The organism is Pseudomonas sp. B21_DOA, assembly GCA_030544685.1.
In the GTDB taxonomy this organism is placed as follows: domain Bacteria; phylum Pseudomonadota; class Gammaproteobacteria; order Pseudomonadales; family Pseudomonadaceae; genus Aquipseudomonas; species Aquipseudomonas fluorescens_AO.
The window spans coordinates 3,250,318-3,268,197 of record CP086683.1 but is presented as its reverse complement, the minus strand read 5'-3'; the positions used below and the strand labels follow the sequence as shown (position 1 = coordinate 3,268,197).

General features: G+C 60.5%; 10 protein-coding genes and 6 pseudogenes. 10 read left to right on the top strand and 6 right to left on the bottom strand.

Annotated elements, in window-relative coordinates:
• Nucleotides 1-110 precede the first annotated feature (110 nt).
• Complete coding sequence (locus LJU32_14960) at nt 111-392, top strand: hypothetical protein (GenBank protein ID WKV91104.1); 282 nt, start codon at nt 111-113, stop codon at nt 390-392.
• Nucleotides 393-443: 51 nt separating this feature from the next.
• On the opposite strand, the gene LJU32_14955 is transcribed toward LJU32_14960, so the two are convergent.
• On the bottom strand, nt 444-650 hold the full coding sequence (locus LJU32_14955; protein WKV87121.1) for a hypothetical protein: 207 nt from the start codon (nt 648-650) through the stop codon (nt 444-446).
• Nucleotides 651-893: 243 nt separating this feature from the next.
• On the opposite strand from LJU32_14955, the pseudogene LJU32_14950 reads away from it, so the two are divergent.
• From LJU32_14950 to LJU32_14935, 4 genes and pseudogenes are all read left to right on the top strand, one after another.
• Nucleotides 894-2,647, top strand: a pseudogene (locus LJU32_14950) (L-lactate permease).
• A 358-nt stretch (nt 2,648-3,005) separates the two neighbouring features.
• Nucleotides 3,006-3,627, top strand: a pseudogene (paoA, locus tag LJU32_14945) (aldehyde dehydrogenase iron-sulfur subunit).
• Nucleotides 3,624-4,651, top strand: a pseudogene (locus tag LJU32_14940) (xanthine dehydrogenase family protein subunit M). The pseudogenes paoA and LJU32_14940 overlap by 4 nt, the downstream one beginning before the upstream one ends.
• Nucleotides 4,575-6,773, top strand: coding sequence for a xanthine dehydrogenase family protein molybdopterin-binding subunit (locus LJU32_14935; protein WKV87120.1), 2,199 nt, complete (start codon nt 4,575-4,577; stop codon nt 6,771-6,773). The pseudogene LJU32_14940 and the gene LJU32_14935 overlap by 77 nt, the downstream one beginning before the upstream one ends.
• 122 nt (nt 6,774-6,895) lie before the next feature.
• Here the strand turns inward: LJU32_14935 and LJU32_14930 are convergent, their stop codons facing one another.
• Nucleotides 6,896-7,366 carry a cupin domain-containing protein gene (locus LJU32_14930; GenBank protein WKV87119.1) on the bottom strand — a complete coding sequence of 157 codons (471 nt, stop codon included), beginning with the start codon at nt 7,364-7,366 and terminating at the stop codon, nt 6,896-6,898.
• Nucleotides 7,367-7,463: 97 nt separating this feature from the next.
• On the opposite strand from LJU32_14930, the gene LJU32_14925 reads away from it, so the two are divergent.
• Nucleotides 7,464-8,357: a LysR family transcriptional regulator gene (locus tag LJU32_14925; GenBank protein WKV87118.1), complete on the top strand. Its 894-nt coding sequence runs from the start codon at nt 7,464-7,466 to the stop codon at nt 8,355-8,357.
• Between the two features lie 331 nt (nt 8,358-8,688).
• Here the strand turns inward: LJU32_14925 and LJU32_14920 are convergent, their stop codons facing one another.
• A complete protein-coding gene (locus tag LJU32_14920; protein ID WKV87117.1) occupies nt 8,689-9,651 on the bottom strand; it encodes an aldo/keto reductase in 963 nt (320 codons plus the stop codon).
• A 111-nt stretch (nt 9,652-9,762) separates the two neighbouring features.
• Here LJU32_14920 and LJU32_14915 point away from each other — a divergent pair.
• Nucleotides 9,763-10,532, top strand: a pseudogene (locus LJU32_14915) (alpha/beta hydrolase).
• A 464-nt stretch (nt 10,533-10,996) separates the two neighbouring features.
• Here LJU32_14915 and LJU32_14910 read toward each other — a convergent pair.
• Nucleotides 10,997-11,761, bottom strand: a complete 765-nt coding sequence (locus LJU32_14910; protein ID WKV91103.1) for an OBAP family protein — start codon at nt 11,759-11,761, stop codon at nt 10,997-10,999.
• Nucleotides 11,762-12,247: 486 nt separating this feature from the next.
• On the opposite strand from LJU32_14910, the gene LJU32_14905 reads away from it, so the two are divergent.
• Entirely contained in the window at nt 12,248-12,676 is a 429-nt protein-coding gene (locus LJU32_14905) for a nuclear transport factor 2 family protein (protein WKV87116.1), read from the top strand.
• A gap of 68 nt (nt 12,677-12,744) precedes the next feature.
• Here the strand turns inward: LJU32_14905 and mqo are convergent, their stop codons facing one another.
• Nucleotides 12,745-14,391: a malate dehydrogenase (quinone) gene (gene mqo, locus LJU32_14900; GenBank protein ID WKV87115.1), complete on the bottom strand. Its 1,647-nt coding sequence runs from the start codon at nt 14,389-14,391 to the stop codon at nt 12,745-12,747.
• 531 nt (nt 14,392-14,922) lie between these two features.
• On the opposite strand from mqo, the gene LJU32_14895 reads away from it, so the two are divergent.
• Nucleotides 14,923-15,354, top strand: a complete 432-nt coding sequence (locus tag LJU32_14895) for a nuclear transport factor 2 family protein (protein ID WKV91102.1) — start codon at nt 14,923-14,925, stop codon at nt 15,352-15,354.
• Nucleotides 15,355-15,501: 147 nt separating this feature from the next.
• On the opposite strand, the pseudogene LJU32_14890 reads toward LJU32_14895, so the two are convergent.
• A pseudogene (locus tag LJU32_14890) lies at nt 15,502-17,114 on the bottom strand (methyl-accepting chemotaxis protein).
• A 243-nt stretch (nt 17,115-17,357) separates the two neighbouring features.
• On the opposite strand from LJU32_14890, the pseudogene LJU32_14885 reads away from it, so the two are divergent.
• A pseudogene (locus LJU32_14885) lies at nt 17,358-17,878 on the top strand (superoxide dismutase family protein).
• Nucleotides 17,879-17,880 lie beyond the last annotated feature (2 nt).

Genomic DNA, 17,880 nt, shown 5'->3' with positions numbered 1-17,880 from the left:
CCTGTTCATCATCACTGTCGTCGATATCCACCATCGCCACGATTGCCTTCCGCCCACCCTTCCTGAAAGGCACGATTGGCACATCCGACACACAACGAGGCGTTCACATGATGACCCACACTCAAGTCACCCTCTCCGTGAGTTTCCCGGTGTTCGGCAGCAACTACTACCAACAGCACGTCGTGCCGCGCAAGGCGCAGACGCTGGTGTTCAACGAAGATTTCGACGATCTGCTGATGCCCGCTGCCAGCAACCACTTCAGCAATGAAGTGGTCGGCATCAACGATCAGTTCCGTTTTCTGAGCGACATCCTCGCCACCCATTTGCTCGATCACGAGGCCTCGGTGCCTGCGCGATCCCGCGTCCAGGCGAACGCTCGTTTTTTCAATTGAAGGCTGATGCACAGAGGGCGTTCCTTTAACGGGAACGCCCTCTTCATTCAATCAGTCGTCATCGCGATCACGGTAATAACGACGGCCATCGCGGCGGTCGTCATCGCGGTCATCCCAGCGTCGGTCGTGATCGTAATTGCGGCCATGTTCGCGGTCGTAATGCCGGCCGTGCCGGTGGTCATCATCAAAATCCGCAATACAGCCGCTGAGCAATACGGCGGCAGTCACAGTGAGCAGCATGGTTGTCGCTTGCTTCATTCAACACTTCCCTAAACCCAAGGTCTTGACGACGGAAATCGCCACGCTGCCCGCGTCTTCAGGACGCCGTGCGCGCAGCCGCAGATACGACCGGGCAAAAGCCTGTTGATTCAGTGGCCACTATCGACCGTTGGTCGGCCCGTTCGCTACGCCCGAACAGCGGCGTAATGCCACCTATACTGCTTGCAACCAACCCCATGCAATGGATCTGCACCCTCAAATAACAACAAGCAGAGGTGGACCATGGTCTGGCAGCAAATCTATGACCCGTTCGGCAATCCGGTGCTTTCCACGCTGATGGCTGCGGTGCCGGTGGTGGTAATGCTCGCGGCGCTGGCGTTCTTTCACGTCAAGGCGCATCTGGCGGCGTTGCTGGCGCTCGCGTCCGCCCTGCTGATCTCGATTTTCGCCTTCGACATGCCAGCGGGCATGGCGGGTTCGGCGGCGTTGTTCGGCGCGGCGAACGGTTTGCTGCCGATCGGCTGGATCGTCCTCAACATCATCTTTCTGCATCGCCTGACCACCGAGAATGGTTCGTTCAAAGTGCTGCAGGATTCCCTCGCGCGCATTACCGATGACCGGCGTTTGCAACTGCTGCTGATCGCCTTCTGCTTTGGTGCGTTCTTCGAAGGCGCGGCGGGGTTCGGTACGCCAGTAGCGGTGACCGGCGCGATCCTGATCGGCCTGGGTTTTCGCCGCTGGCCGCATCGGGCCTGGCGCTGATCGCCAACACCGCACCCGTGGCTTTCGGCGCCCTGGGCACGCCGATCATCACCCTGGCCAAAGTCACCGGGCTGGACGAAATGGAACTGTCGATGATGGTCGGCCGGCAGCTGCCGTTTTTCTCGGTGCTGGTGCCGTTCTGGTTGATCTGGGCGTTTGCCGGGTGGCGCAAGATGCTCGAGGTGTGGCCGGCGATTCTGGTGGCCGGGGTGAGTTTCGCTATTCCGCAATTCCTCGTGTCGAACTACCACGGGCCGATGCTGGTGGACGTGATCGCCGCGCTGATTTCCATGGCCTGTCTGACGCTGTTCCTCAAGGTGTGGAAACCGGCAACCATCCATACTTCAGCAGCGCTGTCCGGTCGCGTCGACAACTCCAGGGTCGAGGAAGAAAAAGTCACCGCCAGCGCCGCGTTCAGCGATCAGGCGCGCCCGGCCGTGATGCGTGCGTGGATGCCGTGGATCATTCTCACGGTGTTCGTGTTTGCCTGGGGCACGCAGGGCTTCAAGAACATGTTCGATACGCGCCCGGTGATTGATCCGGTCACGCAGTCGGCCAAAGTCGATGCGCAGGGCAAACCGGTGCGCGAGGCCAATCCGATCTTCGCCCCGGCGGTGACCTTCACCACCCTGCATCTGCAGATCGAGAAAGTGCCGCCGGTAGTCGCGGCGCCGAAAGCCGAGGAAGCGATTTACAAGTTCACCTGGCTCACCGCGACCGGCAGCGGAATCTTGTTGGCAGCGATTGTCGGCGGTTTGCTGATGGGTTATTCGATCCCGCAGCTGATCAAGCAATACCTGCGCACGTTGTGGGTGGTGCGGTTTTCGTTGATCACCATTGCAGCGATGCTCGCGCTGGGCTTCCTCACGCGCTATTCGGGGCTCGATGCGACCATGGGCCTGGCCTTCGCGGCGACGGGGATTTTCTACCCCATGTTTGGCACCCTGCTCGGCTGGCTGGGGGTGGCGCTGACCGGCTCGGACACCGCTTCGAACGTGCTGTTTGGCGGCCTGCAACGAGTGACCTCGGAACAGCTGGGTATCAGTCCGGTGCTGATGGCGGCGGCGAACAGTTCCGGTGGCGTGATGGGCAAGATGGTCGATGCGCAGTCGATCGTCGTCGCCTCCACCGCGACCCGCTGGTACGGGCATGAGGGCGAGATCCTGCGTTACGTGTTCTTCCACTCGATCGTACTGGCGATCCTGGTCGGCGGGCTGGTGACGTTGCAGGCGTATGTCGCACCGTTTACCTCGATGGTTGTAGGTGGGCATTAGATTCAGAGTGAACGCGTCGGCCTCATCGCTGGCAAGCCAGCCCCCACAGGTTTTGATGTTGTGAATGCAATTGGATTAACAACTCGGAACCCTGTGGGAGCTGGCTTGCCAGCGATAGCGGTGTGTCAGTCGAATCAGTATCAACTGACACACCGCTATCGCGAGCAGGCTCACTCCTACAGGTTTTTTGTGTGATCTGCGGATTGATGAGCCCAGCACATAACTCTTTAGCGCAAATCTGACAAAACCTTTTCCCTCCCGCTGCGGTCACTCCTTTTACGAGACTGGCATGCATGCCGGCGCGCCCGTTTGGGCCTTTTGCAATCCTGCCGCCCGATGAGAGACAAGGAATCGAACCATGCCGATTTCCCGACGCAATTTCATGATCCTCGGCGCCGTAACCGCGACGGCGTTCGCCATGCCCCCTTTATCAGCCTCAAGGCCTACGCGGCCAGTCTGGAGCAACCGGCCATGAGTCAAGTAACCCTGCAAGTCAACGGCAAACCACAAACCCTCGAAGTCGACACCCGCACCACCCTGCTCGACGCCCTGCGCGAACACCTGCACCTGACCGGCACCAAAAAGGCTGCGACCACGGCCAGTGCGGCGCCTGCACGGTGATCGCCGATGGTCGGCGGATCAACTCCTGCCTGACCCTGGCGGTGATGCACGCGGGCAGTGAGGTGACCACCATCGAAGGCCTCGGCATGCCGGACAAGCTGCACCCGATGCAGGCCGCGTTTATCAAGCACGACGGCTATCAGTGCGGCTACTGCACGCCGGGGCAGATCTGCTCGGCGGTCGCTGTGCTCAAGGAAATCCGCGACGGCATTCCCAGCCACGTCAGCCCGAGCCTGACCGAGCCGCCGAAGCTGATCGCCGCCGAACTGCAGGAGCGCATGAGCGGCAACATCTGCCGCTGTGGCGCTTACTCGAACATCATCGAAGCCATCACTGAAGTCGCGGAGGTGCCGGCATGAGAGCCTTCAATTACAGCCGCGCCGACTCGCCGGCGGCAGCCGCTTCCCAGGCTGCGCAAGTCGAGGGTGCCAAGTTCATCGCCGGCGGCACCAACCTGCTCGACCTGATGAAACTCGACATCGAAACCCCGGTGCACCTGATCGACATCAACCACCTCGGCCTGGACCAGATCGAAGCCACGCCCGAAGGGGATTACGCATCGGCGCGCTGGTGCGCAACACCGATCTGGCCGCCGACGCGCGGGTGCGCAAGGACTACGCCCTGCTCTCCCGCGCCTTGCTCGCCGGGGCTTCCGGGCAGCTGCGCAACATGGCGACCACCGCTGGCAACCTGCTGCAACGCACCCGTTGCCCCTACTTTTACGACACCCACCAGGCCTGCAACAAACGCAACCCCGGCAGCGGTTGCGCGGCGATCGGCGGCGTCACCCGGCAGCTGGGGATCATCGGCGTCAGCAACGCTTGCATCGCCACCCACCCGAGCGACATGGCCATCGCCATGCGCGCGCTGGATGCGCAGATCGAAACAGTAAAGCCTGACGGCAGCACCCGCAGCATCCCAATGGCCGATTTCCATCAGTTGCCAGGCAACACGCCGCACATCGAAACCAGCCTGACGCCCGGCGAGTTCATCACCGCCGTGACCCTGCCCGCACCGGTCGGCGGTACGCACATTTATCACAAGGTTCGCGATCGCTCGTCTTATGCGTTTGCTCTGGTCTCGGTCGGTTTGATCCTGCAAAAGGACGGCACCGGCCGCGTCGCCGTGGGCGGCATTGCGCCGAAACCGTGGCGGGTCGAAGCCGCTGAAGCGCTGCTGCCCAAGGGTGCCAAAGCAGTCAGCGAACGCCTGCTTGAAGGCGCGACGCCCACCGAGGACAACCAATTCAAACTGACACTGGTCGAGCGCACGCTGGCTTCGGTGTTGGCGCAAGCGAGGAAACCGCATGAAATTCGACACGCCCGCCACCACCAATCCCATCGACCGCCTGAAGGTCGTCGGCCAGCCCACCGCGCGCATTGAAGGCCCGTTGAAAACCAGCGGCCAGGCCACTTACGCCTATGAACAACATGAAGCGGCAGCCAATCAGGCCTACGGTTTCATGGTCGATTCGGCAATCGCCAAAGGGCGGATCAAAGCCATTCATCTCGACGAAGCCAAAGCCGCGCCCGGCGTACTCGCCATCGTCACTGCCGAGAATGCCGGCAAGCTCGATAAAGGTGATTACAACGCCGCGCATCTGCTCGCCGGTCCAGAAGTGCAGCATTACCAGCAAGCCGTTGCACTGGTGGTTGCCGAGACCTTCGAACAGGCCCGCGCCGCTGCGCAATTGGTCAAGGTCGATTACGAAACCATTGAGGGCAAGTTTGATCTGGCCAGCGTCAAAGACCTCGGCGTCGAGCCGAAAGACGAGCTGCCGGACGTCAATCACGGTGACTTCGACAACGCTTTCGCCGCTGCACCGGTGCAGTTCGATCAGACCTACACCACGCCGGACCAGTCCCACGCGATGATGGAACCGCACGCCACATTGGCCGCTTGGAAAGGCGATCAACTGACCGTTTGGACCTCGAACCAGATGGTCGCCTGGAGTGTCGGTGACATTGCGAAAACCCTCGGCCTGCCGAAGGAAAAAGTCCGTTTGGTCTCGCCATACATCGGCGGTGGCTTCGGCGGCAAACTGTTCATCCGCGCCGACGTGATCCTTGCCGCTCTCGGCGCGCGCATGGCTGGACGGCCGGTGAAAGTCGCCCTCGCCCGCCCGCAGATGGCCAACAACACCACCCATCGCCCGGCGACGATTCAGCGCATCCGAATGGGCGCCACGGCCGATGGCAAGCTGACCGCCATCGCCCACGAAGGCTGGTCTGGCAACCTCGCCGACGGCAAGGTCGAACTCGCCGCGCAACCCAGTCAATTGCTGTACGCCGCCGAAAACCGCCGCGTCAGCATGCGCCTGGCCCCGCTTGACCTGCCCGAAGGCAACTCCATGCGCGCACCGGGTGAAGCGCCGGGGCTGATGGTGCTGGAAATCGCCATGGACGAAATGGCCGAACAGCTGAAGATGGACCCGGTGCTGTTCCGCATTGTCAACGACACTCAAGTCGACCCGGTGAAAACCGGGCGGCCATTTTCTCAGCGTCAACTGGTCAAATGCCTGCAGATCGGCGCCGAGAAATTCGGTTGGGATCAGCGCAAGGCGCAGCCGGGCACACGCCGTGAGGGCCGCTGGCTGATCGGCATGGGCGTGGCGGCGGCGTTTCGCAACAACCTGCTGGTCAAGTCCGGCGCCCGCGTACGCCTGGAGCGCGACGGCAAGGTGGTTGTCGAAACGGACATGACCGACATCGGTACCGGCAGCTATACGATCATCGCGCAGACCGCTGCCGAGATGATGGGCGTCGGCCTCAAGGATGTCGTGGTGCGTCTGGGCGATTCGGACTTCCCTGTTTCGTCCGGTTCCGGAGGCCAATTCGGCGGCAACTGTTCGACCGCCGGTGTCTACGCCGCCTGCGTGAAACTGCGCGAAGCGGTGGCGGCCAAGCTCGGGCTGGCGGCGGATCAGGCTGAGTTTGTCGATGGCCAGGTCCGCGTCGGCAGCAAGACCCTGCCGCTGCGCAATGCGGCTGAAGGCGGCGCGCTGGTCGGCGAGGACAGCATCGAATTCGGCGATCTGGCCGAGAAGTATCAACAGTCGACGTTCGGCGCGCATTTCGCCGAAGTCGCCGTCGATGCCGCCACTGGCGAAGTCCGCGTGCGGCGCATGCTCGCGGTGTGCGCGGCGGGGCGAATTCTCAACCCGACGTCGGCGCGCAGTCAGGTGATCGGCGCAATGACCATGGGTGTCGGCGCGGCATTGATGGAAGAGCTGGCGGTGGACAAGCGCCTGGGCTTTTTCGTCAACCATGACCTGGCCGGGTACGAGGTGCCGGTGCACGCCGACATTCCGCATCAGGAAGTGATCTTCCTCGAAGAAACCGACCCGATTTCTTCGCCGATGAAGGCCAAGGGCGTGGGTGAATTGGGGATTTGCGGCGTGAGTGCAGCGGTGGCGAACGCGATCTACAACGCCACCGGCGCAAGGGTGCGGGAGTATCCGATTACGCTGGACAAGATTCTGGATTCGTTGCCGGAGATGATCTGAAGAAACGTCGACGTTAAAACACCCCTGTAGGAACTGCCGCAGGCTGTGATCTTCTGATCTCCAAAGCAAGATCAAAAGATCGCAGCCTCGTTGCACTCGACAGCGCCTACAGGGTGTTTTGCTTAACGCGGGTATTGCTCATCACTGACCTGCTCCATCCAGTCCACCACCTTGCCATCCAGCACTTCGGCAATCGCGATATGACTCATCGCCGTTGTCGGCGCCGCTCCGTGCCAATGCTTGGCGCCCGGGGCAATCCATACGGTATCGCCCGGGCGGATTTCACGAACCGGCTGTCCCCATTCCTGTACGAACCCAGCCCCCGAAGTCACGATCAACGTCTGCCCCAACGGATGGGTATGCCATGCCGTCCTCGCACCCGGCTCGAACGTCACGGTCGCGCCGCTGACCCGCGCATCGTCGGTACCTTTGAACGGCGCATCCACGCGCACCGTGCCGGTAAACCAGTCAGCCGGCCCTTTGGCCGATGGTTGCGAGCCATTTGGCGTGACGGTGACGCGTGGGTTTTCAGTGGCTTGCACCTCACCGGCCAGCAGCGAGAGCGTCAGTGCAGATGCAGCGATCGGGTTCATGGCGGTTCCTCCGGATAAATAATGCACCCACTCTAGCGAATCGCACTCATTGGATAATCGACTAGAATCCGAAAAAACTTATGCAGGACGATCATCAATGCTTCGCGAAAACGCCACCGACCTGCTCGCCTTTCTCGCCGTTGCCCGTGAGCGCAGTTTCACCAAGGCCGCGGCGAAACTCGGCGTTTCGCAATCGGCGCTCAGCCACACCATTCGCAGCCTCGAGGCGCGACTCGGCCTACGCCTGCTGACCCGCACCACGCGCAGCGTGTCGCCGACCGAGGCCGGCGAACACCTGCTGCAAACCATCGGCCCGCGCTTCGAAGAAATCGAGGTGGAACTGGCCGCCCTCAGCAACCTGCGCGAGACCCCGGCGGGGAAGATCCGCATCAGCGCCACCGACCACTCGCTGAACTGGATCCTGCGTCCGGTGTTGCAGACATTCCTGCCGCAGTACCCGGACGTCGCCGTCGAGGTCTGCTGCGATTACGGCTTCGTCGACATCGCCGGCCAGGGCTTCGATGCCGGCGTGCGCCTGGGCGAAGACGTCGCGCAGGGGATGATCGCCACACGCATCGGTCCCGACATGCGCATGGCCGTGGTCGGCTCGCCCGCCTACTTCGCCCGATGCGCTGCGCCGCAGACCCCGCGCGACCTGACCGACCACGCCTGCAACAACCTGCGCCTGCCAACCAATGGCGGACTGTACGCTTGGGAATTCGAAAAGGAGGGCGAAAGCCTGAAAGTTCGCGTCTCCGGCCAGGTCACCCTGAATGGCGTGTACCCGTTGCTCGACGCCGCGCTGGATGGTTTCGGGCTGAGCTACATCCCGGAAAATGTCGTTGCGCCATTTCTGGCCGACGGCCGCCTGATCCAGGTGCTTGGGGACTGGTGCCCGGCATTCTCCGGTTATCACCTGTACTACCCGAGCCGACGCCAGGCAGCGCCGGCATTTGCGTTGTTGCTGGAGGCGTTGCGCTATCGCAGTTGAGTCACTTTTATAGCAGCCGGCAGCCCCCACGCTGCCTTGGCTACCTGGTTCGCCTCCAACAAAGAATTTGCCCGCACGATTGCGATTTGGCCTCTCTGGCTTCCCATGCACACATACTCTGCGGTTTCGCCGATTACCTTGAGGGACGTCAATATCAGGCAGACGCCTGCCAAACCAAGAAATCTCTGGTGGTTCACATTCATGACTGTTCGGCCGTTTGGCTGGAACCGCATGATTGGCTTCAGGCACAGCTCAGCCAACTGTCAGGGTTGACAGTTTTTTAGAACAATTTGCAATTAATCAGAAGAGCTTCGCGAATTTTAAAGGCTGATCAGCCCAGCAACGCAATCAACTGGTGCCGCTGCGCATCGGTCAGCATCGGCCCAAAACCGGCTCCTGCGTTGTCAGCCATGTAGCGCGGATTGCTGGTCCCGGGAATCACACAGGTCACCGCCGGATGCGCCAGGAGAAATTTCAGTGCCAGTTGCGGCCAGCTGTTGACCTGTACATCCGAGACCCAGGCCGGCAGCGGCTTGCCCTTGAGCCGGGCGAGCAAATCACCGCCGCCAAACGGCCGATTACAAATCACCGCGACCCCACGCTCGCGGCACAGCGGCAGGATGCGTTTCTCGACCGCACGATCATCCAGAGCGTAGTTGATTTGCAGAAAATCCAGCTTCTCGGCTTTCAGCACGGCCTCGACATCGTCATAGGCCGACGAGGTGTAATGGGTGATGCCGATGTAGCGAATCCGCCCCTGCTCCTGCCATTCGCGCAGGGTCGGCAAGTGGGTTTGCCAGTCGAGCAGGTTGTGAATCTGCATCAGGTCGATGCGCTCGGTTTGCAGCAGTCTGAACGACTGCTCCATCTGCGCGATGCCCTCCTCGCGCCCGCGCGTCCACACCTTGGTGGCTAGAAACGCCGGCGAGCGCGGTTCGTGGATCGACAGCAGTTCACCAGTGGTTTGCTCGGCGCGGCCGTACATGGGTGAGCTGTCGATCAGCGTGCCGCCCTTCCTGAACAGCTCATCGAGCACGGCGGGCAATTGCCTGTACACCGGATCACCGGGCGCGACGTCAAAACCGCGATACGTGCCCAATCCGACCACGGGCAGTGCTTCGGCAGAGCTGGAAGGGATGACGCGGGTCTGCATGGTCTGGTCTCCTGCCATATGCGGCGCAGTGAAGGTTGGTGGCACGCCGCTGGCCAACGCCCGATCAATGGTAAACAGCGCCGCAGCCTCGGCAGCCAGCGTGAGCAGGCGGCGACGGGAATAACCCTCAGTGTGGCGCATGCGGCTCCTCCTGCTGCGCGGATCTGTTGCATCGTGTGTGCGCCGGCTGTCAGGCGCAGTCGCTGAACTACACTGCCACAGCCAACCTTTCTCCCCGTTAAAAGTAGCCGAATGTCCCGAACCCTGATGTCACTCGTCGTTTTCATCGTTGCCGTATACCTGCTGGTGTGCGCCGCGCTTTTCTTGTTTCAGCGTTCGCTGATCTGGTTCCCCAGCCTGCCGCCGAGGTTACAGCGCACTCGCGAATGAAACTGTCGATGCCGGACGCCGAGGTCTGGGTGACCAGTCGAGAGCGCAGCGGATCGCGGGCGCTGATCTATTTCGGTGGCAATGCCGAGGACGTCTCGCGCAATCTGCCGGAATTCACTGAGGCGTTCCCTGACTATGCGCTGTATTTCCTGCACTACCGCGGCTTTGGCGGCAGCACTGGCTCGCCATCGGAAGCGGCGATTGCCGAAGATGCGCTGGCATTGTTCGATCAGGTCTATGCCAGCCATCCGCAAATTGCAGTCATCGGGCGCAGTCTCGGCTCGGGCGTGGCGGTGCGCCTGGCCAGTCAGCGACCGGTGCGGAATCTGATTCTGGTAACGCCGTTCAACAGCCTTGCGGAAATCGCCGAACGGCAATACCCGTGGGTGCCGGTGAACTGGTTGCTCAAGGACCGATTCGAATCGGGCAAGTATGCGGCGCATATCCGCGTGCCGACGTTACTGCTTGCGGCCAGTGATGACGAAGTGATTGGTCGCAGCAGCACGCAGCGGCTGCTCGAGAATTTTCCCGCGGGGGTGGCGACGCTGAAGGTGGTGCCGGAATCGGGGCATAATTCGATCTCCGAGCGCGGGGAATATTTGCGCTGGATGGGGGATGTGTTGAATCGCTGAAGGATGCGGCGATCAAGCAGACGCCTTCGCGAGCAGGCTCGCTCCCACATGGGATTTTGTGTTGCCCGGATTTGAGTACACCCGAAAACCCTGTGGGAGTGGGCTTGCTCACGAAAGCGGTGGGTCAGGTAATTTAGCTGTGTCTGACACACTGCATTCGCGAGCAGGCTCGCTCCCACATGGGATTTTTTGTGTTGCCCGGATTTGAGTACACCCGCAAACCCTGTGGGGGTGGGCTTGCTCACGAAAGCGGCGGGTCAGGTAATTTAGCTGTGTCTGACGCACTGCCTTCGCGAGCAAGCTCGCTCCCACATGGGATTTGTGGGGTTGTCGGGCTTTTGTGTACAACCAAAAACTCTGTGGGAGTGGGCTTGCTCACGAAAGCGGTGGGCCAGGCAAATTATCTGTGTCTGACACATTGCCATCGCGAGCAAGCTCGCTCCCACATGAGCTAACGCTAGAGGCTAAGGCTGACTGCGGCTTCGGGCATTTTCATCGCCAGAGGTGGCCGGGCGCGGCATGATGTGTTGATGGCCGGTCGGGTCCTTGAGCTGCACGGCATTGCCCTTCTGCCACGCATCCGCTCCTGGTGCGACAGGCGCCGGTTTGATCTCGGAACGGGCCTTTTTCTTCTCGGCACTGTCAATGCCCAGTCGCTGATCACGCTGCCGGACCATTTGTGCATCCGCTTGACCATCAGCGGTGAAGCCCATCATCAACTGCGGCACGCCCAGCGGGAGTTGCTTGTCCTGGTCGGTGTGCCAGGTGTGCCAGGTCTTGCCGTAGGTATTGGCGAGTTTTTCCATCAAGCGGGTTTCCGCCACTTGCGGGATGCCCGGCGCAACCAATTGGCCAGAAGTCACTTCGTGGGCGTGGCTGTGCCACAGGGTTTTTTCCTTCGCCGGCAATTGCCTGAACAGGCGCTGGCTGATGATGTATTCCACGCCCATCAATTTGGCTTCAGCGGTGTTGCCGTCGTAGATCACGCACTGGAAGACTTCCTCGTTCAGCGCCGAGCAGTAGTGGTGCGCTTCCATCTGCGCGCCGGGATGGCCGTTGTAAAAATGAAAGCCATCAAGGTACATGTTCAACGCGCGGATCGGCGGTTTGTCCTGCAACCACTGCGCGCCGACTTCGAGCATCTCGGTGTCGGAGGCCTTGGCCTGGCCGGGCGTCTGCACCGGCGAATCGGTATTGCTCATCGCGCAACCGGTCAACGCGGCGACCATCAAACCAACGGGAACCCAACGTCCCTGCGAGGTTGTCGTACGCATGTTTCACTCCTCGAACTTTCAGTGACGGGCGCATGCTGGCCCTGTTCTGCAACTGAAAGCAGGAGAACGGCAGAGTTCGAAAAAGCTGCGTGCGGATCAGACTGGAGAGATCGTCGCCAGCACGCCAATCAGAATGGTCAAGGTCAGGAAACCGCCGAGGAAAATCGCCATCTTGTACATGTTGCGCTCCTTGATGCTGAGTGTGCGGTGCACCGAACGCCTCGGGATGAAACGGATTGGTGAATATCCGCACTGCCGGGGCATTCTGAGCCTGTCGCTGTACTGGATACAGAGGCAGATGAAACAGAAAAATACGGATCAGATACATATCTGATCCGCTTCGCGCATGAACCGGTATTCAGCCTCCAGCTTGAGGATCCGCTTTCTGCCCGGTTGATCTACAGTCATTGCCGACCGACAACAATTAAAACCGGAGTGACCATGCCCGACCTCGTTTTGCAGCCCAACGTCGCCGCGTCCCTTGAGCGCTGGCACGAGATGATCCGCAGCGGCAACCTCAAAGCCCTGCCTGAATTGCTCGATCCGCAAGCTGTGTTCCGCTCGCCCATGGCCCATACGCCCTACCCCGGCGCGCCAGTGGTGGCGATGATCCTCAATACCGTATTCGAAGTTTTCGAAGATTTCGCCTATCACCGCGAGTTGTCGACAGCGGATGGCCTGAATGTGATCCTCGAATTCAGCGCCAGGGTCGGCAGCAAAGAACTCAAGGGCATCGACATGATTCGCTTTGATGAGCACGGTAAGATTGTCGAGTTTGAAGTGATGGTGCGGCCGTTGAGCGGGTTGCAGGCACTGGGCGAAGAAATGGGTCGGCGCCTGGGGGCCTACCTTGCTTCTGCAAAAGCCTGAATCCACCCCGAATAAAAAAACCCACTGACCGTCGCCGGTTCAGTGGGTTTTGTGTGTCAGGGTTCTAATTACAGAGCCATGTCACGTGCAGCACTTTCCTTCGGTGCTACGGCTTTTTCAGCCACAGGTGCCGCCGGAGCAGCTACCTGACCGATCACCGGAGGCGTCGGCAGTTCGAGGATCTTCGCGGTGTAAGCCCACTCGGCAGCCACTTTGGCCGGATCGCTGTTCAGCTGTGTGCCGTAGCTTGGCACGATCTGGTGCAGCTTGGTCTGCCACTCCGGGGATGCGACTTTGTCTTTGAAGACTTTCTGCAGCACGCTCAGCATGATCGGTGCAGCGGTCGACGCGCCCGGCGAGGCGCCCAGCAGGCCGGCGATCGAGCCGTCTTGCGAAGCAACGATCTCGGTGCCCAGTTTCAGCACGCCGCCAGCGGCTTCATCACGCTTGATGATTTGCACGCGCTGGCCGGCTTGCCACAAGCGCCAGTCTTCGGCTTTGGCGTTCGGGAAGTATTCCTTCAGCGCGTTCAGACGGTCTTCATCCGACAGCATCAACTGACCGGCAAGGTACTCGACCAGCGGGTATTCCTTGATGCCGACCTTGGTCATTGGCCAGATGTTGTGGGTGGTGGTGCTGGTCAGCAGGTCGAAGTACGAACCTTCCTTGAGGAACTTGGTGCTGAAGGTCGCGAACGGGCCAAACAGAATGACGCGCTTGCCATCCAGAACACGGGTGTCCAGGTGCGGAACGGACATCGGTGGCGCGCCAACCGAAGCTTTACCGTAGGCCTTGGCCAGGTGCTGCTCGGCAATCGTCGGGTTCTCGGTCACCAGGAACGAGCCACCAACCGGGAAGCCTGCGTATTCCTTGGCTTCAGGAATGCCCGACTTCTGCAGCAGGTGCAGGGCACCGCCGCCAGCGCCGATGAACACGAACTTGGCGTCGGTTTCGGTCTTGGTACCGTCTTTGAGGTTTTTGTAGCTGACACGCCAAGTGCCATCGGCGTTCTTGGTGATGTCTTCGACTTCGCTCGACAATTTCAGGTCGAAGTTAGGCTTGGTCTGCAGGTGAGCGGCGAACTGGCGGGTGATTTCGCCGAAGTTCATGTCCGTACCCAGCGGGCTCCAGGTGGCCGCGATTTTCTGGTTCGGGTCGCGCCCTTCCATCATCAGCGGTACCCACTTCTTGATCACTGCCGGATCTTCGGAGTACTGCATGCCGGCGAACAACGGGCTCGCCTGCAGCGCTTCGTAGCGCTTTTTCAGGAACTTGATGTTGTCATCGCCCCACACGAAGCTCATGTGCGGAGTGGTATTGATGAACGAGCGAGGATTCTTCAGCACGCCCTGCTGAACCTGCCAGGCCCAGAACTGACGGGAAACCTGGAACGCTTCGTTGATCTCGACAGCTTTCGGGATCGTTACGTTGCCCTTGTCGTCTTCCGGGGTGTAGTTCAGCTCGGCAAGGGCCGAGTGACCGGTACCGGCGTTGTTCCAGCCGTTGGAGCTTTCCAGGGCGACGCCATCGAGACGCTCGACCATTTCCATCGACCAGGTCGGTTCCAGCTCATTGATCCACACACCCAGGGTGGTGCTCATGATGCCGCCGCCGATCAGCAGGACGTCAACTTTCTTGGCTTCGGCAGCATTGGCGGACGACATCCCCATCGCCAAAGCCAGACCGAGCAAGGCTGTGTTCACTTTCTTAAACATCTGTTGCACCTATGATAAAACGCCTTCCGCCCGTCGTTGTTATCAGTCTGCGTTGCGCTTTGCTGACGCTCAGGCTGGCGTCGCGCAATCGGCACACTTCAATATTGACGGGTGGGCACACAAGGCCGACATGTGGCATCGACCTCAGTTAATGTCCCTTCTGAACTGACTTCTTATCATTATTGGCTTCAGCTGCTTGAGCGACAGGGATCCCGTCGGCCCGCCCGAAAGGCCGGCCAACCGAATTAGGTCAAAGCAAATTGGCGCGGAGAATATCACGTCAGGGCGAACTCGGGCGTCTGTTCCCGACTTGAAAGTCTTTTTCCGCTCAGGGACTTATCGGCCATCGCCGAGCAAACATGACTGCGATCAGGCATTGGCCTGCAAAGTTTTTTGCGCGATGCGCATCGCAACTTGATAAATCAGTACCAAACGCTCGTTGTCCACGCAGAAAATAACCTGCTAAGTTGTACGATGACTGACGAACCAGACGCCAGTCATCTCGATCTCAATAACAACAAAGGAACCAACATGACCAAGTCCCGCCTTCTCATCGGCTTGTTTTGCGCCTTCAGTGCCTGCGCCATCGCCGCCCCTGCCCCAGCGGAAAAAGAGGTGGCCCAAGCGGTTGATCACCTGACCCAAGCGATGCTGCACAAAGACATCGCCGAACTGAACGCTCTAACCGCGCCGAACCTGACCTACGGCCACTCCAGCGGCAAGATCCAGGACAAGCAGGAGTTCATCGCCGATATCGAAACCGGCCGCAGCGCATTCAAGACTTTGGAGATGCAGAAGCAGACCATCACGATGTCCGGCGATACCGCATTGGTGCGCCACCACTTCTCTGCGCAGGCGTTGAAGGGGACCGAGGTGATTCCGACCGAGATCGAGAATTTTCAGATCTGGCAGAAACAGGGTGGGAAATGGTTGTTGGTTGGGCGACAGGCGTTCAGGTTTTGATTGAGATTTATCTGGCCTGAATGGATGTTGACTGGGCTGGCCTCTTCGCGAGCAAGCTCGCTCCCACAGGAGAACGCATGCCAATGTGGGAGCGAGCTTGCTCGCGAATACGACAGCCCGGCCTGCACAAATCCACTGACCTTACCGCTACAACCGAAACCGATCCACCGACCGCGCCAACTGCCCCGCCAGATTCGACAATTCATCGGTAGTCGTCGCCGTCTGCCCGATCACCCGGCTATTGCCCTCGCTCATCCCCGCAATCATCTCCACCTGATGGGCGATTTCGTTACTGGCCATGCTCTGCTCGCCAATCGTGCGCGTAATGTCATTGACCAGTTGCGTGGTGCTCAGCGTGGCATCAAGGATTTCGCGGATCGCCCGCTCGACTTCCGCCGTCACCGCCATCCCCTTGTCAACCTGCGCCACGCCCGCCTCCATGCTGCTGACCGCCTCGCGCGTGCTGTTCTGAATGCGCGCAACCATCGCTGCAATTTCTTGGGTCGAGGCGCTGGTGCGTGCGGCCAGACTGCGCACTTCATCGGCGACCACGGCAAAGCCACGGCCCTGCTCACCCGCCCGCGCCGCCTCGATCGCGGCGTTGAGTGCCAGCAGGTTGGTCTGGTCGGCGATGCTCTTGATCACCTGAATGATGTTAAAGATCGCCTCGGATTCCTGGTCCAGCGTGCGGATCACCTGCGCTGACTGCTGCGCCGAACGGGCGATGTCGTCCATATCGCTGACCACCTGGTGGATCACCCCGCCCCCTCCTTGGCCAGGTTTTCGGCCTGATTGGCCATGCTCAGGGCACGTTCAGCGTGGCGGGTGATTTCTTCGATGCTGGCAGTCATCTGGCTGGCGGCGGCCGCCATGGTCCCCGCCGCGACGCTCTGCTGCTGGCTGCTGTCGGCGACCTGATGGCAGCCGTAGCTGAGCTGCTCGCTCATGCCGCTGACACCGTGGGCGTTGCGTCGAACCACGTCGATCATGTTGCGCAGGTCGCGCTGCATGGTCGCCAATGTACGGATCAAGACGCTGGCTTCGTCCTTGCCGCCAGGCTCGACAATCGGCTCGCTGAGATTGCCATGGGCAATGCTCTCGGCGATGCGGCTGGCAGACTTCAGCGGCCCGAGGATGCTGCGCATCACCCAGCGGCCCTGGACCAGCAGCAACAGCAGACTGGCGATCAGCACGACGCCGAGGGCGAGATTGGCATTGCGAATGGCCGCTTCGGTGCCTTCGCTGGTTTGCCGGGTGTTGGTTTCGATCAACTCGCTGAGCGCCGCCATTTGCTCTTCGAGCTGAGTAAAGGCGCTGTTGAACGTGCCCAGCTGCTGTTGCGCGGCATCCGGATTTTCCAGTGCCACGCCGACGATCTGCTCGGCGGATTTGATGTAGGTATCGAGGCTCGGCTTGATCTGCTCCAGCGCCGTGCGCAACTGCGGGTTGATCGGCAGCTTCAGGTTGTCACCCAGCACTTCACGAAAATGCCCGGCGTGCTCAGTGAGCGAATCGCGCACCTCAGCCGCACTTCCAGTGCTTTTGCCCAGGCCGACCAGCATCGCCGAATAGACATCGGCGCGCAGGGCGTCGTGCATCATGTCGGCTTCCATGTGATTGCGCAGCGCGCTCATGCTCACCGTGTTATCGCCGACCGCCGTGGCCATCCGCAGATTGCCGACGTAACTGACCAGACTCACGATCAGCGCCGTCAGCAGGCTGGTCGCAATCAGCAACACCAAACGCAGTTTGATCGACACCGTGGAATCTCCCGTGGGCACGCTGGATTGCGCTTGTCGGATTTCAGTTAAGCCTATGTACAGGGAACTGCCGACACAGAGCGTATCGGCTGATGTCAGCGGCGACTTGAATCCGGCAAAACTTTTGCATCGAGGGGCCAGTCACACCTTGCAGCACCGCTGGATAACGCCTTCATCGCCGGTTAATCGCGGCAGGCTATCAATCCGGCGTCTCGAACATTCATGCAGCTGAAGGAAACGCTTATGAAACGCGCACTGTGGTTTGGTCTGCTCGGCACCCTGGCAATCGGCACCGCACAGGCGGCAACGGAGAAAGTCGCGATCAATCTGGTCAGCGCCGACGGTGCGCCGCAGGCGATCGGCTCGATCACTGTCAGCGAGACGCCGTACGGTCTGCTGTTCACCCCGGACTTGAAATCGTTGCCGGCCGGCATTCATGGTTTCCATGTTCATGAAAACGGCAGTTGCGAAGCGGGCATGAAGGATGGTGTCAAAGGCGCGGCGCTGGCCGCTGGCGGACACTTCGATCCGGCGAAAACCGGCAAGCACCTTGGCCCGTACGCCGATGGGCACTTGGGGATCTGCCGGCGGTGTACGTGACGGCCGACGGTGTCGCCAATTATCCGGTGCTGGCGCCGCGTCTGAAGAAGCTGTCAGAGATCAAGGGCCACGCCCTGATGATTCACGCCGGCGGCGATAACCATTCCGACATGCCCAAGCCACTGGGCGGTGGCGGTGATCGCATGGCCTGCGGGGTGATCTGATC